This window comes from Limibacterium fermenti, assembly GCF_041902845.1.
In the GTDB taxonomy this organism is placed as follows: Bacteria; Bacteroidota; Bacteroidia; order Bacteroidales; family Dysgonomonadaceae; genus Limibacterium; species Limibacterium fermenti.
This window is the reverse complement of sequence record NZ_CP159486.1, coordinates 1,303,072-1,324,047: the sequence shown is the minus strand read 5'-3', so window position 1 is coordinate 1,324,047 and position 20,976 is coordinate 1,303,072. Positions and strand designations below refer to the sequence as shown.

Below are 20,976 nucleotides of genomic sequence, written 5' to 3'. Positions count from 1 at the left end.
CATTTAGGGATAGTTAAATAGGTAAAATGACAAAACTAAGTGTAAACATTAATAAAATAGCGACCCTGCGTAATTCCCGCGGCGGGAATATTCCCAACGTTGTGCAAGTGGCGTTAGATTGTCAACAGTACGGAGCCGACGGGATTACCGTACACCCCCGTCCCGATCAACGGCATATTCGTTTTGAAGATGTCTTTGACCTTCAATCCAAAGTATATACGGAATTCAACATTGAAGGGAACCCCACTCCCGAATTTATCACGTTAATAAAAAAAATCAGGCCGACGCAAGTAACGCTGGTTCCCGACGCGCCCGATGCCCTGACCTCCAACACGGGATGGAACACCGTTACACAGGTGTCTTTTCTAACGGATGTCGTCAACGAATTCCAATCATTGGGGATACGCACGTCGATTTTCGTGAATGCCGATGAAGAAATGATTCGCGGAGCTTCGCAAATCGGTGCGGACCGGGTTGAATTATACACGGGCCCCTATGCCCAGGATTATCCGAAAGACAGAGAGCAGGCGATGGTGCCCTTTATCGCGGCAGCTCGGTTGGCAAAAGATCTCGGGCTGGGTGTAAATGCCGGACACGACCTGAATCTCGACAATCTGAATTATCTTTTTTCATGCATTCCATGGTTAAAGGAAGTGTCTATCGGGCATTCACTCATCAGTGATGCACTCTACATGGGGTTGGAAAAAACAATAAAAGCGTATAAAAATTGTTTAAACCCACCGGAAAGTACGATTTTAACATAGAATATCGTTATCTTTACCTGCTTAAAAACAGATGATGAAATGAATATCTTACAAATCGTTCCGCCGGCAAGCGACAGCTTACAACAAATACAGCAGCAGGTACAACAAGAGGTTACGAATGTGCTCACCTCTTCCGAACCGTCACAAACCATCATCGACCTCGCGTTCAATAACGGTTGGTTTATGATTGTTTTATTACTGCTTTTCCTGTCAGTCATTTATATTTTCATTGAAAGAGCGCTGGTCATCCAGCGAGCTGCGAAAGAAGAAGACTCTTTCATGAATCGGATCAAAGATTATATTTTGGAAGAAAAAACGGAGGCTGCGGTTGCGCTTTGCCGTAAGAATAACACGCCCGCCTCGGCTATTTTGCAAAAAGGCATCGACCTTTTAGGGAGGCCTGTCCCGGAAATAGCCGATGTGATGAAAACCCAACAAGACGTGGAAATCATCCGGCTGAATAAAGGAATGCCTTTGTTGGCCGCCCTATCTCTGGTGGCTCCGCTGCTGGGACTGCTTATTACCACCGTGGGGGTAACCCAACATTTGATGACGGTGGCGTATGCCGGTTCAAGCGCTTCGATAGCTTCTTTAGCGTCCGCCTTCTACTTGCCGGCGACTTCTGTAATAGGAGGCCTCATTGTGGGAATCGTAGGCCTTTGCGGATACTTTCATCTCAAAAACAGCCTTCGTACGGCGACCGGCAAACTGACGGAAAAGAGAGTCGAGTTTATCGAATTTCTAAGTCATCCGGCCGAATAGTTTTCGTAAAATGTCTATAAAAATTTTATTCGTTTAGAAATATATGAGGAAACCTCCTGTTTTCACAAGCCGTTTCAGAACAAAGATCGTAACCGTTCCGGACGTCATAGACAACTGTTCGGGAATACGGATTTTCGGGCAATTATTAAAATCGTTTTTGTTCAGCACCGATGTGGCGATTATTCGCAACACCAATGCCGATGCCATTATCGCCGTATATCCATTCACCCCCCAACCGCTCATTTCGCATGCGCTGATAGGAGCTTCCGACAAACCGGTATTTTGCGGAGTCGGCGGCGGTATTACCTCCGGAAAAAGATGCATCGAATTAGCTCTCGATGCTGAATTTCAGGGAGCATTGGGAGTCATATTAAACAAACCGGCTCCAAACGATATCATCAAGAAGATGAAACAGAAAATAGATATCCCCATTGTCATAACCATTGTCTCGGAAAAAGATGATATTAATGGACGATTAAAAGCCGGAGTAGATATTTTCAATGTATCGGGCGCCGCAAGCACGGCCGATATTGTAAAAAAAATCAGAGACATCGATAACGATATTCCGATTATTGCGACGGGGGGTAAAACCGACGAGACGATACAACAGGTCATCGATGCCGGTGCGAATGCTATTTCCTATACGCCTCCTACCACGGCTGTGTTATTTAAAGAAATCATGCTCCGGTACAGGAGTGAATAAGTAGAGAATGATGACAAAAGAAAAAATAGGCGGAATTATAGGAACAATCGTTTTTTCAGTATTGCTCTTGTTTGTTCTCTTGTTTTCGAAATTTACCATCGCATTGTCTTCCCCGCAAGGATTGGAAGGTATTCCGGTGATGTTCGGTTTTGTAGAAGACGCCTTCGGCACGAGTGAACCTCCGATGTACGGCATGTCTTTCAACGACACCGAGGCGGCCGCACCGCCGGTTCCGGCAAAGGAAGATCAGGAACAATCGTTCATGACGCAGAACACGGAATCGTCTATCAAGATACCCGAACAAAAAGAAGTGGTGAAAGAAGAAAAAAGCCCGGAAGTTTCCGCGGCCGAAAAGCGTCAGGCGCAAGAAGAAACCCGCAAGCGTGAAATCAATCAACAAATGTCGGGGCTCTTCGGCGATACTCCCGGCGGGAGCAGAGGCAATACGCACGGTACGGGAGTACAAGGCGTGCCTACCGGAAATGCCACGCAAGGGGCCGCCTCCGGTATCGGGGGTATAGGAACGTACGATTTAGGCGGAAGAAGTGTCGGCAGCGGAGGATTGGTACAACCGAAGTATACGGTAGATGATTACGGCACGGTGGTGGTAAACATCACGGTGGATCCTTCGGGAAAAGTGATTCGCGCAGAGATTGGCAAGGGAACGAATACCCCCAGCGCCACTTTACGGAATGAAGCGCTCCGTGCAGCCAGAAGCACGCGTTTTAATCTCATCAACTCAACCAATAATCAGCAGGGAACCATCACCTATAGATTCAATCTCAATTAAGGAATTATTTAAATTATCCATTATGAAAAAAGTATCTGTATTATTAGCCAATGGTTTTGAAGAAATCGAAGCCTTAGGAACCATCGACATCCTGAGAAGAGCGGAAATTCAAGTACAAACCGTTTCCATTCACTCTCATCGTGAAGTAACGGGAGCCCATCAAATACAAGTTACGGCGGAAAAGGTTTTTGAAGAGGTGGATTTCTCGCAAGTAGATGTCCTGGTGTTGCCGGGAGGAATGCCGGGGGCAAAAAACCTCAATGAGCACGAGGGGGTTAAGCGTGTTTTAAAAGATTTTGCGGCTCAAGACAAATATATCGCCGCCATTTGCGCCGCGCCGATGGTTTTGGGCGGCTTGAATTTGCTGGACGGGAAAAAAGCCACATGCTATCCCGGATTCGAACCCGAACTGATTGGGGCGAAAATAACCGATAAACCCGTGGTTACCGATGGGAAAATTATTACCGGTAAAGGCCCCGGATTGGTCTTCGACTTCGCCTTGGATCTCGTTGAAAAAATTGCCGGAATAGCTACCCGCCAAGAGGTACAAGAAGGCCTTCTGCTGTAGCTTGCGCTAAACCGTCAGCTATCAGGCGGCCTTATTCAGTCTTCTGTCTCATGGCCCGCTTTTAGCTGTTGGCTCTCGAAAAAAGACCCTTCACGATAAAAATTAAGGTGCAAAGAGTTGGTTATAAACAAAAAACCAATTACCTTTGCACTGTTTTTAAACAATATAAAGTCTAACTTATTAATTACAAAAAATTTATTAGCATCACATGACAGAAAACTTAAAAAACGTGGCTCCACTGGAAGAGTTCGACTGGAACGCTTATGCCGAAGGTGAAATCTACAATAAGGAGAGCAGGGAAAAACTGACCGAAAACTACGACAATACGCTGAGTAAAATCACCGATAATGAAGTCGTAACGGGCATCGTCACCTCCATGAACAAACGCGAAGTGGTTGTAAACATCGGATACAAATCGGACGGAGTCGTATCGATGAACGAATTCCGTTACAATCCGGACTTGAAAATAGGCGACGAAGTAGAAGTCTATATTGAAAGTCAAGAAGACAAAAAAGGACAATTGATCCTTTCTCACAAAAAAGCGCGCGCATCGCGTTCCTGGGAACGTGTCAACGCGGCATTGGAAAACAATGAAGTTATCAAGGGATATATCAAATGCCGCACGAAAGGCGGTATGATTGTCGATGTTTTCGGCATCGAAGCATTCCTTCCGGGATCTCAGATCGACGTGAAGCCGATCCGCGATTACGACTTGTTTGTCGATAAGACCATGGAATTCAAAGTCGTGAAAATAAACCCCGAATACAAAAACGTGGTGGTTTCGCACAAGGCCTTGATCGAAGAAGAATTGGAACAACAAAAGAAAGAAATCATCTCGAAACTCGAAAAAGGACAAGTTCTCGAAGGCGTCGTGAAGAACATTACTTCTTACGGTGTGTTTGTTGACTTGGGCGGCGTCGACGGTTTGATTCATATTACCGATCTCTCATGGGGACGCATTCAACATCCCGATGAAGTCGTTAAACTGGACGACAAAATCAATGTGGTCATCCTCGATTTCGACGACGAAAAGAAAAGAATCGCTCTCGGCTTGAAACAACTCACCCCGCATCCATGGGATGCTTTGGATGAAAACCTGAAAGTAGGCGACATCGTGAAGGGTAAAGTCGTTGTTGTGGCCGATTACGGTGCGTTTGTAGAAATCGCTCCGGGCGTAGAAGGACTTATCCACGTTTCCGAAATGAGCTGGACACAGCATTTACACAGCGCACAAGACTTCATGAAAGTCAACGACGAAGTGGATGCGGTTATTCTCTCGCTCGACCGCGAAGAACGGAAAATGTCACTGGGCGTAAAACAACTCAAACCGGATCCTTGGGAAAATATCGAAATAAAATATCCGGTGGGTAGTTCGCATACCGCTATTGTCCGCAACTTCACCAACTTCGGCGCTTTCGTGGAAATCGAAGAAGGCGTAGAAGGATTAATCCATATCTCCGATCTTTCCTGGACGAAGAAAATCAAACACCCGAGCGAAGTGACCGAAATCGGCGCTCCTATCGAAGTACAAGTACTCGACATCGACAAGGAAAACCGTCGCTTGAGCCTTGGACACAAGCAACTCGAAGAAAATCCTTGGGATGTATTCGAAACCATCTTTACTCCCGGATCGGTACACGAGGGGACGGTTATCGAATTGACCGATAAAGGCGCGGTAATTTCACTGACTTACGGCGTGGAAGGTTTTGCAACATCGAAACATCTTATTAAAGAAGACAATTCTCAAGCTCAAATCGATGAAAAACTCGACTTCAAAGTGATTGAATTCAATAAAGACGCTAAACGTATTATTGTTTCGCACAGCAGAGTATGGGAAGATAAGCAAGATGGCGGATCGGGCGATTCGAGAAGAAAAGGAAAACGTTCCGGCAGAAAAGAGGAAGGCCATGATATTCCATTGACGACGGCTCCATTAGAAAAGACGACGTTGGGTGATATCGAAGAATTAGCCGCTTTGAAAGAAAAGTTAGATAACCAAAAGGCTAAAGCTGTTGCCAAAAAAGAACAAAAGAAGGAAGCAGCCAAGCCGGAGAAAGAGGTAGAAGAGGCGAAAGAGGTAGAAACGAAAGAAGCAGCAGAAACGGTTGAAGCCGTTGATGCCGTTGAACCGGTAACCGAAGTCGCTGCCGAAGTCACGACCGAAGTAGCTGTTGAAGATTCGAACAAAGAACCGGAAACGGTTGCCGACGCTCCCGCTGAAGCAAAAAACATTGCAGAAGAGGGAAAAGAAGAAGAAGAAAAGGAATCGAATGAATAACTTTTTCCCATTTATAGTAAAAAAGCCTCTCCGTAACAGGGAGGCTTTTTTTGTATCCTTTACCATAAGGGCGTATCACGAAGATATTCAATTTCCAGAGGCCTATTTTCTATTTTGAGATGGTCACTTCCTGAAAGAACTGAAAAAAACAGGCCCGGACATGTAAGAAAAAATTCATTTCACCGTCTATAAAGATGTATGGATGCTCAACAGTTTCAACGCCAGATTTTGTGCTACTCCGATAAGATGTACCGGATGGCACGGTCGATATTGCTCGATGAGAGCGGCGCGAAAGATGCGTTTCAGGACCTCGTCATGCGCTTATGGGAGCGGCGCGATCAATTGGACATAATTGAGAATAAGCAAGCTTTTTCCCTTACATCGATGCGGAACTTGTGTGTCGATTTATTACGGAAAAAGCTTGAATACGGCGGGCTCACGGCCGATATCGTTTCCAGCGCTCCCGACCCGCAACAAGAACTGGAAGAGCAAGACTCCCTCCACAACATCCATAGACTCATCGACAGCTTGCCCGAACTGCAACGCACGATCGTCCGGATGAAAGACGTGGAGGAAATAGACATCAGGGAAATTGCGCAAATCCTCTATATGAGTGAAAACGCCGTGACGGTAAACTTGTCTCGGGCACGCAAAAAATTACGGGATATGATCGTAACAATCCAACAATCGGAAGAAAAACAGTATGAACGAAATCGATAAATTACTCAATGATTATTTCGAAGGCTTGACTTCAATCGAAGAAGAAAAACGATTGAAACAGTATTTTGAAAGTGACCGCGTGAAACCGGAACATCGAATGTATAAAACACTGTTCGCCGCCTTTTCGCAAGAACGAGAATGGACTTCGCCGCCGGCCCGCTTGCCGCGGGAATCGAAAAGAAAACCGTTCAATTTAAAATTATGGATACCCCTATCCGGCGCTGTTGCCGCATGCGGACTGCTCCTTTTTTTCACAACCCCCTTCAGCCATTTCCAAAAACCCGACTATGTAGTTATTGTCAACGGACGCCATATCACCAATGCACGGGAGGCGCGCTGTTATGCCGACCGGATGTTTTTCGAGGCGGAGAAAGAAATGAAAGAAAGTTTCCGCCCCGTTATACGGGCGCGGCAGATTACGCAAAACATGGATGCGGATAAAATTTTTGAAGGAGTACACAAAAGTATAACCGATAGACAAACGCAAGAAAAATAACTTTTAAAAAACAACGAATATGAAAAAATTGATCTCTCTTACAGCGATATTTTGTATGTTGGCGGCAACCGTCTCCGCACAACAAATTGAAAAGATCTTCGAAAAATATCAGGAAGACGAACGGTTCCAATATATTTATCAAAAAAAAGAGAATAAATATGATCGCTATGATGATTATGGAGATAGCAGTAACGAAAAAATATACTCTTCCATGGTCAGCGATGGGCGAAAAATGCTCACATTGAATACTAAAGATAAATCTTTTGCAGAAATATTTAAGAAAGAGATAAATCAAGCTTTGGAAGCGGATAAATTCGAAAACACCTCTTATGTGAGGACCGGTAAAGACAATAAAGTCGCTAAATATTACAGGATAACCAACAAGAGAGCGGATAAAGTAACACTCATTTTAAATTCCGACACCGTAATGGTTATTTGGAGCGCATACATTCCTAAAAACGAAAAGAAATAACTCTCTATTTTTATAACTCTACTTTTTTTAATAAACCATTGTTTCCGGGAGCGTTGTTGCCACGCTCCCGTTTTTTTGGCGACCATCAGCCTTAACCTAAGAGCCTGTTAAGGAATAACCTATACTGACAGCACCGCTATTCGCGGCAATATGCACCTTGATAACGGACAAAATAACCGCGGTTGTTTTGGACCTTTTATTCCAAACAGCCCCTAAAAAGCTGAGGGGATTTTGCCTATCTTTGTGCTTGAAAAAAGATAATGACAACGTGAACTCAACAAATAAACCCTATCGCGACTTTTCCGAATTCTTATCGCTGCATTTTCCGTATAAAGTGCAGAAGATATCGATCAATGCCGGTTTTACCTGTCCCAACCGCGACGGAAGCAAAGGGCGCGGAGGCTGCACGTACTGCAATAATCAAAGTTTCAGTCCCGGCTACGGAAAGCCGGAAAAGAGTGTCGCGAATCAGTTGAAAGACGGCATCGCCTTTTTTGCGCATAAATATCCCGAGATGCACTATCTCGCCTACTTTCAGTCGTATACGAATACGTATGACTCCATAGACAAACTCATCTCGATGTATCGTGAAGCGCTCGCCCATCCTCAAGTAAAAGGACTGGTGGTAAGCACACGACCGGACTGCATGCCGGACGCGTTGCTCGATTTCTTCGAGGAATTGTCGCAGGAAACTTTCGTCCTTATCGAATACGGGGTGGAATCGACGTTGAACCAAACACTCGAACGGGTAAACCGCCTGCATACGTTTGAAGAATCGGCGGATACGATTGTCCGGACGGCAAAAAAGAACATCCCCACCGGCGCCCACCTTATTTTGGGCCTTCCCGGTGAAACCCGTGACGACATCCTTTCGCACGCCCGTAAGCTGTCCGGATTGCCGCTAACCACCCTTAAAATGCACCAATTACAAATCATTCGCGGCACGGCGATGGCAAAGGAATACCGCCTTTTTCCCGAGTCGTTTCCACTGTACAGCGTAGACGAATATGCCGATTTGTGTGTCGACTTCGCCGAACGGCTTCATCCCGATTTCTATATCGAACGGTTTGCCTCCCAGTCTCCCAAAAACCTGCTTATCGCACCGGATTGGGGACTGAAGAACTACGAATTCACTCAGCGGGTGATTAAACGCTTCCAGGAAAGAAATTCATGGCAGGGGAAAAGATTCTCGGAGAATGGAGAATGAACGATGAATGATGAACTATGAATGATGAACTATGAACGATGAACGATGAACGATGAACGATGAACTATGAACGATGAACTATGAACGATGAACGATGAACTATGAACGATGAACGATGAACGATGAATGGAACGATGAATGAGCAGAAGTGCCCGGTAACGTCCTTATAATTTATGATTCCATTCCCGGCGCGAGTATTTATTTTTCCGCAGGGTTTCTACGTATTCGACATCGTGATTTTCAAGCATCTGTAAATCCGTTATCGAATAGTATTTCTTCATCTCCTTCGTAAACAAGTCAAAAAAGATATCGGACGGCGGATACTCCAATCCGTTTTCATGCAGATATGTCCGGATATTTTTTACCGGACTGGGAACCGAAGCGGTGGCTCTCTTATGGATACGCCCGTTTTCGGGGGTCAACGCACGATGTAACTTTTCGATATCGGCATCGTAAAGCAATGTTCCATGATGCAACTCCCTCTTACGGGAAACATGCGAAGCCGTTCCCGATATTTTATATCCCCCGGGTAACCACAAATCTTTTCTTTTCCACATTTGCACGGGAACTTGAAATGATTTCAAGACGTCCATCACCGGAAGCAAAAACCCGCCGCTTAAAGGCGATTGCCCGGCGCGCTGATTGTGAATAAAACAATAATTCAGATTTCCTTTATCATGATACACGGCTCCCCCACCCGACAATCGACGGACAATGCGGATATCGTGCTCGATACAAAAATCCATATCCACCTCGTTCACCACCGCCTGATTGGATCCGATAATCACGCACGGCTCATTGACATAGAGAAACAGAAAATCGTCTTCGCTGCCGGAAAAAAAATATTCTTCCGCCGCCAAATTAAATGCCGCTGCCGACGATGGTGAAAACAGAATCTTCATAATTGACGGCAAAAGTAACAAAAAAGGAGTTATTTCACATTAAAAGCAATACGCAAATCCTCGATTTCTTTGTCGCCCATCGGTTGTAAAGGACCGATAGCCGACGCCATTACCAATGAGTTGGCTGAAAATTCGGCGACTTCGAGATAATCGAATGTATTCAATAATTTATCGCCGGTAACGAAGACACTGTCGTTTTCGACTAATAGCACACGGTTCTCGTTAAAAAGTTTTGCCACATGATCGACATCATTATAGATCAAGCCGAACGGGATCGAAGGGATATCCTGCAAAAAAATCCAACTTTCGGGTATGGTGCGGACATCAAACTTGGTTCCACTGACGGCATGCGCCATGAGATTGACCGGTTGCGTGCAAATAATCGAATTGATATGCGGGTTGAGCTGATAAATGCGTTGGTGCAAGGCCATCGACCGGCTTGGGGTTTTGCCGGCTTCCGCCATTCCGTTCTTTACCTGTACAATATCACCGGGAACAATATCCATGCGCGCAACATTGTGCGGAGTAATCAGAAAATCATTGTCTCTCCATCGTGCCGAAACGGTTCCATAGGTGGATATCATTAAGCCCTGATTACAGGCGCGACGGATAATATCGACCATCTCCGTGCGCAAAGCCCGCTCATCGGAAGGATATTCAATATCGACAAAATGAGGAACATTGGCAGGTAAATGATTCACATATTTCAACACCTGTTCATCCGTTAAATAGTTCACCTCGCCCAAACGCTTGGCATTGACAATGGTGCGGCAACAAAACTCCAGCGTTTCAAAGCGCTGATAAGCATCCATCATATCGCTTCCGCCCAACACCACCCCATGATTTTCCATAATCACGGCTTTGTATCGTTTATCTTTAAATTGACGGGCAATCTTTTCGCCCAAGTCTACGCTTCCGGGCGTACCGTAGGGTGCAAAACCGATATCCCCGCAAATGCTATGCGCTTGCGGGACTATTTTAGTATCGGGCACGACATGCGCTATGCTGAAAGCAACCAATGCCGGCGGATGTGCATGAATAATGGCGGTCAGTTCCGGACGGGTTTCATAAATGGCTTTATGAAACGGATATTCCGACGAAGGTTTATGTAAGCCGATAATCGTTCCATCCTTTTTTACACACATGATATCCTTTGTGGTAAGCGAACCTTTATCGACGCCCGAAGGAGTGATCCAAATATCGCCGTTCTTATCTCGGATGGAAATATTTCCTCCCGAAGTGGTCGTCATTCCGCTTTTATAAATTCGCCCCATAATCATATTAATCTGCTCTACGGGGTGCATCAATTTGACATCTAACTGTTTCATTCTTTTATTTATTATAGATCATGTTTATGATTGAGATTGATAAAGAAAGCCCGATCATGCAAACAACGTCTCCCTGATGATTTCACTTACAGTGGGATGCGGAAAGACCACCTCCTTTAGCTCCTTCACGGTCATCTCCTGCTCGATGGCCATACAGGCTCCGTAAATGATTTCGCTGCTTGGATTGCCCAACAGATGCACGCCGATGATCTCACCATGCTTTTCTCCGGTAAGAATCTTGCACAAGCCCGTCCCCCCTTCGTTTTCGGCGACAAAACGGCCGGCATACGCCATGGGAAGTTTGGACACCCGGTAGGGAATGCCTTTGGCTTTGGCCGATTCCTCGGTCTCTCCTGCACCGGCGACTTCGGGATTGGTATACACAACGCCGGGAATGGCATTATATCGCATTCGATCATTGCCTCCGGTAAGGTTGTTTACCACCACTTCACCTTCGCGGCTGGCCGTATGCGCCAGTAACGAAAAGCCGGTCACGTCGCCCGCGGCATATACACCGGGCACATTCGTCCGCATCCGGTCGTCCGTTTTAATTCCACCCCGATACAACTCCACGCCGAGGCTTTCCAGTCCGAACCCTTTTACATTGGGCCGGCGGCCGACACTCAGCAGAATTTTATCGCCTTCCGCCGTGTGCGTTTCGCCGTCTTTCTCAAAAACCACCTTATGCCCATCGATCTGAACGACCTTCGCATTCAGATGGAAGGTAATCCCTTTTTTAGCATAGATATTGCGCAACAAGGACGAAATTTCGTCATCCAGTCCGCCCAGAATTTCGGGCAGCATTTCCACCACGGTGACTTTTGTTCCGATACTGTTATAAAAACTGGCGAATTCCATACCGATCACGCCCCCGCCGATGACGACCAGCGATTCGGGTTGTGCCGGCAATTCGAGGATTTCACGGTTGGTAAGCACCGTATCGCCGGCTTCCTCCAGCCCCGGAATGGGCGGCACGGCGGCTTCGGAACCGGTGCAGACCAGCAGGTTCTTTCCGCTATACCTCTCGCCGTTGCAAGCGACCTCTATGCCGCCGGCACCCCTTCCTTGTATCACGGCTTCGCCTCTGACAACCTCTACGTGATTGGCCTTCATCTTGGCTTCCACCCCTAAAACAAGTTTACGGACAACTTTCTTCTTCCGGGAAACCACTCTCCCGAAATCGAACCGGACGTTTTCGGCAAATACGCCGTACTTATCGCCATGCAAAGCGCTTTCATATATTTTGGCACTATATAGCAAGGTCTTCGTGGGAATGCATCCCTCGTTGAGACAGACGCCTCCCATCGCTTTTTTTTCGAATAAAGCCACCTTTAGGCCGGAGTGTCCGGCACGTTCCGCCGCCACATATCCGGCCGGCCCTCCTCCAATGATTAATAAATCGTACATAATGTTTGTTTAAATAAGACAGTAGACAAAAAACCGTAGACAAGAGCCCTCTCAAGAAAACGGCAAAAATCTTTATCGCCCGGCTTTGCAAAACCCTCCGCGATATCGGCAGGAATAGAAACAGTCGCCCCTTGCATTCGCGTAATGAATCCGAATCGTTCACCAGCGGGGGATAACTGCACATATCGATATCTGTTCCTTACACATTCAATCGATTTATTCCAAACATCCAATTTTCTGAAATTAGGTATCATGCTTTTTTTTAAAATAAAGAATCAAACCAGATAATCGTATGCCGCAAAGTTATGATTTTAAACGGTATTTTTGAATTCATTTCTCATTAAATTTATCCCTCTGTCTGCTGTCTATTGTCTTCTGTCTTCCAAACTCTCAATTTCTATCACTCTCTGCTGAACGAAGCGTGTGGCTTCGCCGTCATCGAGTGTAAAGAAGTTTTATCGGTTTCGTAAGGAAACAGGATATCCCGATTTTTTAAATCGACGCAAATTTACGGGTATGAATTCCTTTTTCGGTGTGAGAATTGATTTTTAACCTATGCTTTTTGATATTCTTTCACGACAAAGGGTTTTCCGTCCACAACGAAAGGCTTTCCGCCTAAGACCAACGGTTTTCTGCCTACGACCAACGGTCTTCCACTTTCAAAGAACGGTTTTCCACTCCCAAAGATTGGTTTTCCGGCCACAACGAGTGGTTTTCCAAACGCGACGATTCGATTTCCGGCCACGACGGGACAATTTCCACACTCGACGAACGCATTTCCATACCCGGCGAGACTATTTCCACGCTCGACGACTGATTTTCCAAATTCAATGAGCCTATTTCCCCACCCAATGAGTCTATTTCCGCACTTTGTAAAGAGATTCCGCCGCTCAACGAACGCATTTCCGAGCTCAAGGATATTATTTCCGAATCTTACGAATCAAATTCCAGCCTCCTCCAGTCTATTTCCAGCCCCATCCAGTCTATTTCCGGGCCCGTTAAGTCGATTTCCAAGCCCAACCACCCTTCCGCATCGATCGATAACTCCCCCGCCTGACCGCTCCGAACGGGTTGACGGAAAAAGGGTGTCGCGATCCTCTATTAACGGCGATAATTCCGTTTGGCGTTTTGTTTGGCGTTCTCGCGCGCCTGCTTTTCCTGCATCTTCTGCGCTTCTTCGAGCCGCGCCATGAAACCCGATTTCTTTTTCGGCTTTTTCTTGTTCGCTTCGAGTCGCGCCAACAACTTATCTTCGTTAATAAATTGACGGAAAGATAAGGTAATGACAATCGTCATCAGCGTCGAAAGGAAATAATAGTAATTCAAACCGGAAGGATATGAATTTAAGAAGAAGAACATGAAGGCGGACATGAAATAGGGCATCGCTTTCATGCCGGGCATTTGCTGTTGACCCGTGTCGGTAGCCGCCATATTAAAACGGGTATAAATGATATTCGTAACCGTCATCAATATACAAAACAAACTGATATGATTTCCCAGGAAGCGCGTTATCAAAGGAATATTGCCGCTCCACGAAATGATATGGTCGTAGGTCGACAAGTCATCGGCCCATAGAAAACTCTGCTGACGCAATTCGATAGCCGAAGGGAAAAAGAAAAACAAGGCCAGCAACACCGGCATTTGGATGAGCATGGGCAAACAGCCGCTCATCGGATTCACTCCCGCCTGATTGTATAGTTGCATGGTTGCCTGCTGACGCTTCATCATGACGTCTTGGTCTTTACCGGGATATTTCTTTTCCAGCTCCTGTATCTGGGGCCGCAGCACGCGCATTTTTGCCGACGACATGTACGATTTATACGTCAACGGCGAAGTAATGAGTTTCACCATCAGGGTGAGGATAAGGATAATAAGTCCCATGCTCCAATTCAACGACAGGAAGAAGTTGAAGACGGGTATGACAAACCATTTATTCACCCAACTCAACCATCGGTATCCGAGATATACCAACTCTTCCAGTTCCAGCTTATCGGCCTTGTCTTTTATGTCTTTATCATAGCCTTTGAGGGTGTTGTAATGCACCGGCCCGAAATAGTAATGGAATCCGGCCGTAAATTCATCGCCGTCGGCGCTTGCCGTAACCGGCACCAACACTTCGGCCTTATAATCTTTGATATAATCGGGGTCGGAAAGGACTTGGGACGAGAGGATTGCATTGCTGAACGGTTGATCGGCGATGATGACCGACGAGAAGAACTGATCTTTAAAAGCAAACCATTTCAGAGGTTCGGAAATCTCTTTTTCCTCTTTTTTCGATTCGCTCATCCGGACGACATCCTGTTTGTAATACTTATAGTGAATACGCGCAAAACGTTCTTCGAATGTCCGTCCCCGCTCCTGTTGACGCATTTTTTGCTCCCAATTCAATTTGAAATTCGACAGACTCTCGGAATGCAATCCGCCGCTCATACCCACCAGGCGGATATCGAAATTCATCATATAATCGTCATCCGAAAGCGAGTATACGAAATCGAGATATTGCTTCGAAGAATACGCCAATCGCATCGTGACCGATTTTCCATCGGCTGCAACCAAAGGCGTAAACACCTGATCTTCCGTGGAAAGCCTTATACTTTGGCGGTTATAGAGCTCGAGGTTGAAACGCGCTTCATCTCCTTCAAACAGAAAGAGATCGGTCTTGTCGTATTTCTTATGCTCTTTCATTTGCACCGACTCGATCGCTCCCCCTTTGGGATTAATCTGCAATCGTATCTTATCATTTTCGAGCGTCACAAAATCCTTTGAGACCGCATCGAAAGAAGTCTCCGCAAGACTATCGGAGGGACTTTCCTGTGCCGCGACGTTCACGGCGGCCAACGTATCGGCTGAAGCCCCCTGCGGTGTAGCGGCGCTGAAAAAACTTCGCACATTATCTTGCCGGGGCGTGTTCTCTTCGAGGGTATCGAGAGAACGGTTCTGTTCCGCCTCGAGCGCTGTCCGCTGTGCATCTACACGCGCAATCGAGTCCTGTATCCTACGCTGTTGTGCGAGTTGTTCCTGATCAGGCCTATTGTAAATAGAAAAAACGATGACAACGGCGGCAATAAGGAGTAATCCAATAATTGTATTTTTATCCATTCTTTCAACATGATAGAGAGCAAGACCACCCTCTTAGTATTTCAAACTACTTTCGTATTATTTATCTTTTGTGTGAGATGCGGCCTCCATAAAACTCATAAACAATGGATTGGGAGACAACACCGTACTATTGTATTCGGGATGGAATTGCGTTCCGAGGAACCAGCGAAGTGCCGGGACTTCTACGATTTCCACCAATTCCGACTCGGGATTGATACCGGTACATTTCATTCCGGCATCTTCAAGCCGGCCTTTATATTCATTATTAAACTCATAACGATGGCGATGACGTTCCTCTATCTTTATCTTTCCATAGGCTTTATAGGCCAAAGAACCTTTTTTCAACGTACACTCATACGCCCCCAGACGCATAGAACCGCCCATATTGGTGATATGTTTTTGTTCTTCCATCAAATCGATGACCTTATCTTCGGCCAACGGATCCATTTCGGTGGAGTTCGCACCGGTAAGGCCCAGTACGTCGCGAGCATATTCAATCACCATACACTGCATCCCCAAGCAGATACCGAATGTCGGGATATCCTGTTCGCGTGCATATTTCAATGCGACAAACTTGCCCTCAATGCCCCGCTGCCCGAATCCCGGTGCAATAACTATGCCATCCGCATCCTTCAGCGTATCGACCACATTATTTTCATCTAATTTTTCGGAATGGCAGACATCCAACACCAACTTGCGGTTATTATAAATCGCTGCTTGCGACAATGCCTCGGTAATTGATTTATACGCATCGGGCAATTCGGCATACTTTCCTACTAACTTTATGCAGACTTCTTTCTTGGCTTCTTTGCGTTTCTGCAAAAAAGCATTCCATTGTTCCATATCAGAGTCGCTGCCGACGGGCATATTCATTTTCCGAAGCACCACCTCGTCCATGCCTTGCTTTTGCATCATGATGGGTACTTCGTAGATAGTCGATACATCCACCGACTGCATGACCGCAGAAAGCTCCACATTACAAAACAATGCGACTTTATGCAATAGTTCGTTGTTCAGTCTTCTCTCGGTACGCAACACAAGCATATCGGGCTGAATACCGAGGGATTGCAATTCTTTTACGGAATGTTGCGTGGGTTTGGTTTTGACTTCTCCGGCCGCAGCAATGTAGGGAACGTAAGTGAGATGCACGCAAAAGCAACTGCGTCCCAACTCCCACCGCAACTGACGAACCGCTTCGAGAAAGGGAGTCGATTCGATATCACCCACGGTTCCGCCTATTTCGGTAATCACGAAATCGAACTTGTTTTTAATGCCGAGTTGTTTTACATTTCGCTTTATCTCATCGGTAATATGGGGTATCACCTGCACGGTTTTGCCCAAATAATCACCTCGCCGCTCTTTCTCAATCACACTCTGATAGATCCGTCCGGTAGTGATATTATTGGCCCGGGTAGTCTGTATGTTCAGAAAGCGTTCATAATGCCCCAGGTCGAGGTCGGCCTCATGCCCGTCAACCGTCACGTAGCATTCCCCGTGTTCATACGGATTCAGCGTTCCGGGATCGACATTGATATAAGGATCGAACTTTTGAATCGTTACTTTATAACCTCTCGATTGGAGTAATTTGCCTAAAGAAGCGGCGATGATTCCTTTCCCCAAAGAGGAAACCACACCGCCTGTCACGAATATGTATTTTGTATCAGCCACTGTACTGCGAATATTATGTATGTTTGATTTTTAAAGCCACAAAGGTACAAAAAAAAGTAGAATGACGAAGGCCTTCGGGCGCATTATTCCTGTTCCCCCTCAATAGGACAAAACCCACCGGGTTGCGCTCATCCTCGTCAAAACACGAGGATGTCCGATAAAACAAGCGGCTCGGATTCTCAAACCCAAGCCGTTTTCTCGTTAATGATTATCTGTCGTTTTTTTTGCAAAGTGCGCAGAATGAGACTCGAACTCACACGCCGTAACCGGCACTACCCCCTCAAAGTAGCGTGTATACCAATTTCACCACCTGCGCCTATCAAACGTAACGAGGGTGCCCGGAACAGGACTCGAACCTGCACGTCGTTGCCAACACTAGTCCCTGAAACTAGCGCGTCTACCAATTCCGCCATCCGGGCAATACTAAATTCATAAAAAACGCGACCTCTGTCGCTTACCTTAACTTGTGGAGCGGAAGACGGGACTCGAACCCGCGACCCCGACCTTGGCAAGGTCGTGCTCTACCAACTGAGCTACTTCCGCAATACTTTTTTCCTTTATCGAAAATTATCTACTCTTGCCAAGGTTATCTTTATATCCTTTTCGGGCAAGGGTATGCTCTACCGACTAAGTTGTTTTCACCTATATTTCTCAAAAATGGAGTACAAAGATAATTCGGAATTTCGGGATTGCAAAATATTCCGATTAAAAATTAAGCAAAGAAACCATCTTCTCTAAATAAAAGACATCCGATTCATCAAAAAAATCAAGCTGCTCACTATCGATATCCAAAACGGCAACGACCTCTTCCTTGTGCATAATGGGTATAACCACTTCCGAGCGCGAAAGAGCGCTACAGGCTATATGCCCAGGAAAGGCTTCCACATCCGGCACAACAACCGTCCGCCGTTCTTTCCAAGCCGTTCCGCAAACGCCTTTTCCAAAAGCGATGCGCGTACAAGCCACCGGCCCCTGAAAAGGGCCTAACACCAATTCAGTATCCTTCACCAAATAAAAACCGACCCAAAAGAATCCGAAATGCTCTTTTAACACCGCCGCGACATTCGCCATATTGGCGATCACATCCCTTTCGGATTCGAGCAAAGCTTTCATCGAAGCATATAGGACTTCGTACCGCTCTCTTTTGGAACTGTTTCCGGCAACATCTAAATCGACCTTACTCATTTATAAATAATATCAGTAGAAAACTCGCATTACCGGATTTCACTTCCGCTAATGCGAGTTATTTTATACTTCTCAAAAATAATCCTTGTTATTTGGCCTGTTGTTTAGCGTCTTGGATCATTTTTGTATTAGGCAGAATATACACCTCTACGCGACGGTTTTGAGCTCTACCCGCTACCGTATTATTATCGGCGACAGGCTGTTGAGAACCATAGCCTTCCGTTACCATACGAGCCCCGGTAATGCCTTTTGACACCAGATAATTGTAAACCGATTCGGCACGACGTTTCGACAACGGATCGTTGATCGCATCGCTACCCGTACTATCGGTGTGTCCATAGATCTTCACATCCGTATCGGGATTGTTTTGCAAAGAAGCAGCAAATTTATCCAATGAAGTACGCGATGTCTGATTCACCGTGCTCGAATTGGTAGCAAACAAAATACCCGATTCGAAAGTCACTTTAATGGCTTCACCATCGTTGATTTTTTCCACTTGAGCGCCTTCAATCTGTTCGAGTTCAGCAGCCTGTTTATCCATTTTGTTACCGATAAGCGCACCGGCAGCTCCCCCTACAACAGCACCGATACCTGCTCCCCAGGCAGCGCCTCTACCACCTCCGGCAATGGCTCCGATTCCGGCTCCTACAGCCGCGCCACTCCCGGCACCAATACCTGTTCCTTTAGCCGTATTATTCATACTGCCGCAGCCCGATAAAATCAAGGAGCCGCCAATGAATGTAATCGCAAATAATTTTGATAATTGTTTCATAGTCAATGTTACGTTTTGTTTTGTTATTTATAAATTATATATAATGATTATTATATCCTCCCTATAGAATTAATCGAAAAGATTGAGCGAATCGCAGTATGCCAATTCCCCGGCGACAATCGCTTCTATTTGTTCATCCGTATATTCCCGGATTTTGTCTTTATGTGCATTCTTTAATACATATTCCAACAACTCATCTTCATCTATTTCGACTTCCCGGTCATCGTCTTCATCCAGAAATCCTTTTTCCTCATAAAATTCATAAATTAAATCGACCACATAGTTGATTTCATCATCCGAAAACGTATTCTTCATTTCTTCCGGCAGATGCTCTTGTATGAATTTCACCGATTCCGTTTCATCATATTCCAATACATTTTTTTCTTCGCTCATAGCAAACAAATTTTATAAATTAAATAGACTCTAATAGGAGAGTAAGCAAGCAGCATCGTCTGATTATCAGAAAATTCCACAAATCACTCATTTATACATCATTTAAAACAACTAATAAAAAAATATGTTCACGGATTTCGATTTCGTGAACATATATATTTTTACGAACCGTTTAACGGAAGAGAAATTCAAGAATCCGGATTATTTCTTAAAGACGATTTCTGTCAGCTTATCTTCCAATATAACGGCAAAACGACTGAACCCTAAATCGGTCAGATGAATGCCATCAACCGTGCTTTCGCCATCCGTCCCGATGAGAGAACTGCTTTCCAAATAGTAGACATTCTTGTCTCCCTGCTTTTTGATTTTTTGATACTCTTCTTTCAGCAAACGATTTTTTTCAAGAACGGTCTCGCGCATGGTTTTGTCATACGGCATATGAGTAAATAGAACCGACTCCACAAATAAAATAGGGATCTGAGGGTTCTTCTCCCGTAAGATCGCAAAAAAACGCGCCGTTTTATCTCGTATTTGCTGCGCATTGACATTGGGAATAAAATCCAGTACAAATACGGAAGCATCGTTCCGGGAGGCCATCAACTCGGCGATCTCATAATCGAGTTGCCCATTTCCGCTGAAGCCCAAATTAATCACCTCTCTATTCAACTTCCTCTCCAGAATATTGGTATAAGACATTCCCGGACGCGAGGCACATCCACCCTGCGTGATGCTCGTACCATACACAAGCACCGGATGATCCGTCTTAGGATACGGCAGACGGGGATTCTGTATGTATGCCGCAGAATCTATCCCAATCTCAAGAGAAACAATACCATCATACAACGGCAGATACAATAGATACTCGCGTTCGCTCGGTATCATATTCGAAATAATCGTTTGTTCATTCTTTTTCCCGGAAGGGAGAGCGGCTTTTACGGGTTGCCAATGGTCTCCTATCCAGGTATAGAGGTCGAGTCCTTTTATACCGGTTTCCGTCATGTGATTCATTTGATTGTTTCCGCTAGCTTCCCATTTTGCAGAGATCGAGGTACTGTTTGATCGAAAGCGGACGGCCAGTCCGGAGGTGTTTTTACCCAGATTCCATACCGGAGGACGGCAGATATCTTTTAAATAAGCCGGCAGACGTTCATACCGGGTCTCCGTTTCTTCCGACGTTTTGCCTATAAGCGGGAATTGATCGGCCGTATAGTAAATTGTTTGTGCACCCATACGCGATGTGCATAGCAATAAAAGACCGATGAAGAAAATGATAATTCTGTTCATTTTATTTTTTCGTAATGTCCTTTTAAAGAATAGATCGTGATACTATTGTCTTCGACCGTATAAACAATGCGATGTTGTTTATTTATACGTCGCGACCAATATTTTCCTAAATCTCCTTTCAAAGGTTCAGGTTTTCCGAGGCCTTCGAAAGGATGTTGTTTCATATCGACTAGCAGAG

Annotated in this window: 22 protein-coding genes and 3 tRNA genes; 10 read left to right on the top strand and 15 right to left on the bottom strand. The window is 45.5% G+C overall.

Going from position 1 to position 20,976, the window contains the following annotated elements; all coding sequences use genetic code 11:
- The first annotated feature begins 26 nt into the window (after positions 1-26).
- From ABNK31_RS06125 to ABNK31_RS06080, 10 genes are all read left to right on the top strand, one after another.
- Positions 27-764 (top strand): pyridoxine 5'-phosphate synthase, encoded by a 738-nt coding sequence (locus tag ABNK31_RS06125; protein WP_418894800.1) that lies wholly within the window; start codon positions 27-29, stop codon positions 762-764.
- A 39-nt stretch (positions 765-803) separates the two neighbouring features.
- Positions 804-1,526, top strand: a complete 723-nt coding sequence (locus tag ABNK31_RS06120) for a MotA/TolQ/ExbB proton channel family protein (protein ID WP_418894799.1) — start codon at positions 804-806, stop codon at positions 1,524-1,526.
- Between the two features lie 43 nt (positions 1,527-1,569).
- The gene (locus ABNK31_RS06115) at positions 1,570-2,229 is read left to right on the top strand and encodes a hypothetical protein (RefSeq protein ID WP_321579732.1); all 660 of its coding nucleotides are present in this window, start codon (positions 1,570-1,572) and stop codon (positions 2,227-2,229) included.
- Between the two features lie 7 nt (positions 2,230-2,236).
- Entirely contained in the window at positions 2,237-3,019 is a 783-nt protein-coding gene (locus ABNK31_RS06110; RefSeq protein WP_418894798.1) for an energy transducer TonB family protein, read from the top strand.
- Between the two features lie 22 nt (positions 3,020-3,041).
- Positions 3,042-3,587 (top strand): DJ-1 family glyoxalase III, encoded by a 546-nt coding sequence (locus ABNK31_RS06105; RefSeq protein ID WP_418894797.1) that lies wholly within the window; start codon positions 3,042-3,044, stop codon positions 3,585-3,587.
- A gap of 208 nt (positions 3,588-3,795) precedes the next feature.
- Complete coding sequence (gene rpsA, locus ABNK31_RS06100; RefSeq protein ID WP_418894796.1) at positions 3,796-5,865, top strand: 30S ribosomal protein S1; 2,070 nt, start codon at positions 3,796-3,798, stop codon at positions 5,863-5,865.
- Between the two features lie 198 nt (positions 5,866-6,063).
- The gene (locus ABNK31_RS06095) at positions 6,064-6,585 is read left to right on the top strand and encodes an RNA polymerase sigma factor (protein WP_418894795.1); all 522 of its coding nucleotides are present in this window, start codon (positions 6,064-6,066) and stop codon (positions 6,583-6,585) included.
- Positions 6,569-7,081, top strand: coding sequence for a hypothetical protein (locus ABNK31_RS06090; RefSeq protein ID WP_418894794.1), 513 nt, complete (start codon positions 6,569-6,571; stop codon positions 7,079-7,081). The genes ABNK31_RS06095 and ABNK31_RS06090 overlap by 17 nt, the downstream gene beginning before the upstream one ends.
- Before the next feature lie 19 nt (positions 7,082-7,100).
- The gene (locus tag ABNK31_RS06085) at positions 7,101-7,553 is read left to right on the top strand and encodes a hypothetical protein (protein WP_418894793.1); all 453 of its coding nucleotides are present in this window, start codon (positions 7,101-7,103) and stop codon (positions 7,551-7,553) included.
- Positions 7,554-7,821: 268 nt separating this feature from the next.
- Entirely contained in the window at positions 7,822-8,760 is a 939-nt protein-coding gene (locus tag ABNK31_RS06080; RefSeq protein WP_418894792.1) for a TIGR01212 family radical SAM protein, read from the top strand.
- A gap of 164 nt (positions 8,761-8,924) precedes the next feature.
- On the opposite strand, the gene ABNK31_RS06075 is transcribed toward ABNK31_RS06080, so the two are convergent.
- From ABNK31_RS06075 to ABNK31_RS06005, 15 genes are all read right to left on the bottom strand, one after another.
- Positions 8,925-9,662: a lipoate--protein ligase family protein gene (locus ABNK31_RS06075; RefSeq protein WP_418894791.1), complete on the bottom strand. Its 738-nt coding sequence runs from the start codon at positions 9,660-9,662 to the stop codon at positions 8,925-8,927.
- A gap of 29 nt (positions 9,663-9,691) precedes the next feature.
- On the bottom strand, positions 9,692-10,990 hold the full coding sequence (locus tag ABNK31_RS06070) for a class II aldolase/adducin family protein (RefSeq protein WP_418894790.1): 1,299 nt from the start codon (positions 10,988-10,990) through the stop codon (positions 9,692-9,694).
- A gap of 54 nt (positions 10,991-11,044) precedes the next feature.
- Positions 11,045-12,400: a dihydrolipoyl dehydrogenase gene (gene lpdA, locus ABNK31_RS06065; RefSeq protein ID WP_418895365.1), complete on the bottom strand. Its 1,356-nt coding sequence runs from the start codon at positions 12,398-12,400 to the stop codon at positions 11,045-11,047.
- On the bottom strand, positions 12,382-12,651 hold the full coding sequence (locus ABNK31_RS06060) for a four helix bundle protein (RefSeq protein ID WP_418894789.1): 270 nt from the start codon (positions 12,649-12,651) through the stop codon (positions 12,382-12,384). The genes lpdA and ABNK31_RS06060 overlap by 19 nt, the downstream gene beginning before the upstream one ends.
- Before the next feature lie 382 nt (positions 12,652-13,033).
- Complete coding sequence (locus ABNK31_RS06055; RefSeq protein ID WP_418894788.1) at positions 13,034-13,300, bottom strand: hypothetical protein; 267 nt, start codon at positions 13,298-13,300, stop codon at positions 13,034-13,036.
- A 198-nt stretch (positions 13,301-13,498) separates the two neighbouring features.
- Positions 13,499-15,496 (bottom strand): membrane protein insertase YidC, encoded by a 1,998-nt coding sequence (yidC, locus tag ABNK31_RS06050; protein WP_418894787.1) that lies wholly within the window; start codon positions 15,494-15,496, stop codon positions 13,499-13,501.
- Between the two features lie 57 nt (positions 15,497-15,553).
- Positions 15,554-17,164 carry a CTP synthase gene (locus ABNK31_RS06045; protein WP_418894786.1) on the bottom strand — a complete coding sequence of 537 codons (1,611 nt, stop codon included), beginning with the start codon at positions 17,162-17,164 and terminating at the stop codon, positions 15,554-15,556.
- Between the two features lie 232 nt (positions 17,165-17,396).
- Positions 17,397-17,480, bottom strand: a tRNA-Leu gene (locus ABNK31_RS06040).
- A 19-nt stretch (positions 17,481-17,499) separates the two neighbouring features.
- Positions 17,500-17,583, bottom strand: a tRNA-Leu gene (locus tag ABNK31_RS06035).
- A gap of 48 nt (positions 17,584-17,631) precedes the next feature.
- A tRNA-Gly gene (locus tag ABNK31_RS06030) sits at positions 17,632-17,707 on the bottom strand.
- 162 nt (positions 17,708-17,869) lie between these two features.
- The gene (locus ABNK31_RS06025) at positions 17,870-18,349 is read right to left on the bottom strand and encodes a GAF domain-containing protein (protein WP_418894785.1); all 480 of its coding nucleotides are present in this window, start codon (positions 18,347-18,349) and stop codon (positions 17,870-17,872) included.
- An 88-nt stretch (positions 18,350-18,437) separates the two neighbouring features.
- Positions 18,438-19,121, bottom strand: a complete 684-nt coding sequence (locus tag ABNK31_RS06020; RefSeq protein WP_418894784.1) for an OmpA family protein — start codon at positions 19,119-19,121, stop codon at positions 18,438-18,440.
- A gap of 69 nt (positions 19,122-19,190) precedes the next feature.
- Entirely contained in the window at positions 19,191-19,514 is a 324-nt protein-coding gene (locus ABNK31_RS06015; protein WP_418894783.1) for a hypothetical protein, read from the bottom strand.
- A 201-nt stretch (positions 19,515-19,715) separates the two neighbouring features.
- On the bottom strand, positions 19,716-20,798 hold the full coding sequence (locus ABNK31_RS06010; RefSeq protein ID WP_418894782.1) for an SGNH/GDSL hydrolase family protein: 1,083 nt from the start codon (positions 20,796-20,798) through the stop codon (positions 19,716-19,718).
- Positions 20,795-20,962, bottom strand: a complete 168-nt coding sequence (locus ABNK31_RS06005) for a Txe/YoeB family addiction module toxin (RefSeq protein WP_418894781.1) — start codon at positions 20,960-20,962, stop codon at positions 20,795-20,797. Before ABNK31_RS06005 ends, ABNK31_RS06010 begins: the two co-directional genes overlap by 4 nt.
- Positions 20,963-20,976: the final 14 nt, after the last annotated feature.

What these genes read in the sequence shown, in the direction of transcription:
- rpsA (WP_418894796.1), top strand. Translation starts at nt 3,796, where the DNA reads ATGACAGAAAACTTAAAAAACGTGGCTCCACTGGAAGAGTTCGACTGG.
- ABNK31_RS06015 (WP_418894783.1), bottom strand. Translation starts at nt 19,514, where the DNA reads ATGAGCGAAGAAAAAAATGTATTGGAATATGATGAAACGGAATCGGTG.
- ABNK31_RS06010 (WP_418894782.1), bottom strand. Translation starts at nt 20,798, where the DNA reads ATGAACAGAATTATCATTTTCTTCATCGGTCTTTTATTGCTATGCACA.
- yidC (WP_418894787.1), bottom strand. Translation starts at nt 15,496, where the DNA reads ATGGATAAAAATACAATTATTGGATTACTCCTTATTGCCGCCGTTGTC.
- ABNK31_RS06055 (WP_418894788.1), bottom strand. Translation starts at nt 13,300, where the DNA reads ATGCGTTCGTTGAGCGGCGGAATCTCTTTACAAAGTGCGGAAATAGAC.
- ABNK31_RS06005 (WP_418894781.1), bottom strand. Translation starts at nt 20,962, where the DNA reads ATGAAACAACATCCTTTCGAAGGCCTCGGAAAACCTGAACCTTTGAAA.
- ABNK31_RS06020 (WP_418894784.1), bottom strand. Translation starts at nt 19,121, where the DNA reads ATGAAACAATTATCAAAATTATTTGCGATTACATTCATTGGCGGCTCC.
- ABNK31_RS06110 (WP_418894798.1), top strand. Translation starts at nt 2,237, where the DNA reads ATGATGACAAAAGAAAAAATAGGCGGAATTATAGGAACAATCGTTTTT.
- ABNK31_RS06070 (WP_418894790.1), bottom strand. Translation starts at nt 10,990, where the DNA reads ATGAAACAGTTAGATGTCAAATTGATGCACCCCGTAGAGCAGATTAAT.
- ABNK31_RS06115 (WP_321579732.1), top strand. Translation starts at nt 1,570, where the DNA reads ATGAGGAAACCTCCTGTTTTCACAAGCCGTTTCAGAACAAAGATCGTA.
- ABNK31_RS06090 (WP_418894794.1), top strand. Translation starts at nt 6,569, where the DNA reads ATGAACGAAATCGATAAATTACTCAATGATTATTTCGAAGGCTTGACT.
- ABNK31_RS06060 (WP_418894789.1), bottom strand. Translation starts at nt 12,651, where the DNA reads ATGATACCTAATTTCAGAAAATTGGATGTTTGGAATAAATCGATTGAA.
- ABNK31_RS06105 (WP_418894797.1), top strand. Translation starts at nt 3,042, where the DNA reads ATGAAAAAAGTATCTGTATTATTAGCCAATGGTTTTGAAGAAATCGAA.
- ABNK31_RS06095 (WP_418894795.1), top strand. Translation starts at nt 6,064, where the DNA reads ATGGATGCTCAACAGTTTCAACGCCAGATTTTGTGCTACTCCGATAAG.
- ABNK31_RS06085 (WP_418894793.1), top strand. Translation starts at nt 7,101, where the DNA reads ATGAAAAAATTGATCTCTCTTACAGCGATATTTTGTATGTTGGCGGCA.
- ABNK31_RS06025 (WP_418894785.1), bottom strand. Translation starts at nt 18,349, where the DNA reads ATGAGTAAGGTCGATTTAGATGTTGCCGGAAACAGTTCCAAAAGAGAG.
- ABNK31_RS06125 (WP_418894800.1), top strand. Translation starts at nt 27, where the DNA reads ATGACAAAACTAAGTGTAAACATTAATAAAATAGCGACCCTGCGTAAT.
- ABNK31_RS06075 (WP_418894791.1), bottom strand. Translation starts at nt 9,662, where the DNA reads ATGAAGATTCTGTTTTCACCATCGTCGGCAGCGGCATTTAATTTGGCG.
- ABNK31_RS06120 (WP_418894799.1), top strand. Translation starts at nt 804, where the DNA reads ATGAATATCTTACAAATCGTTCCGCCGGCAAGCGACAGCTTACAACAA.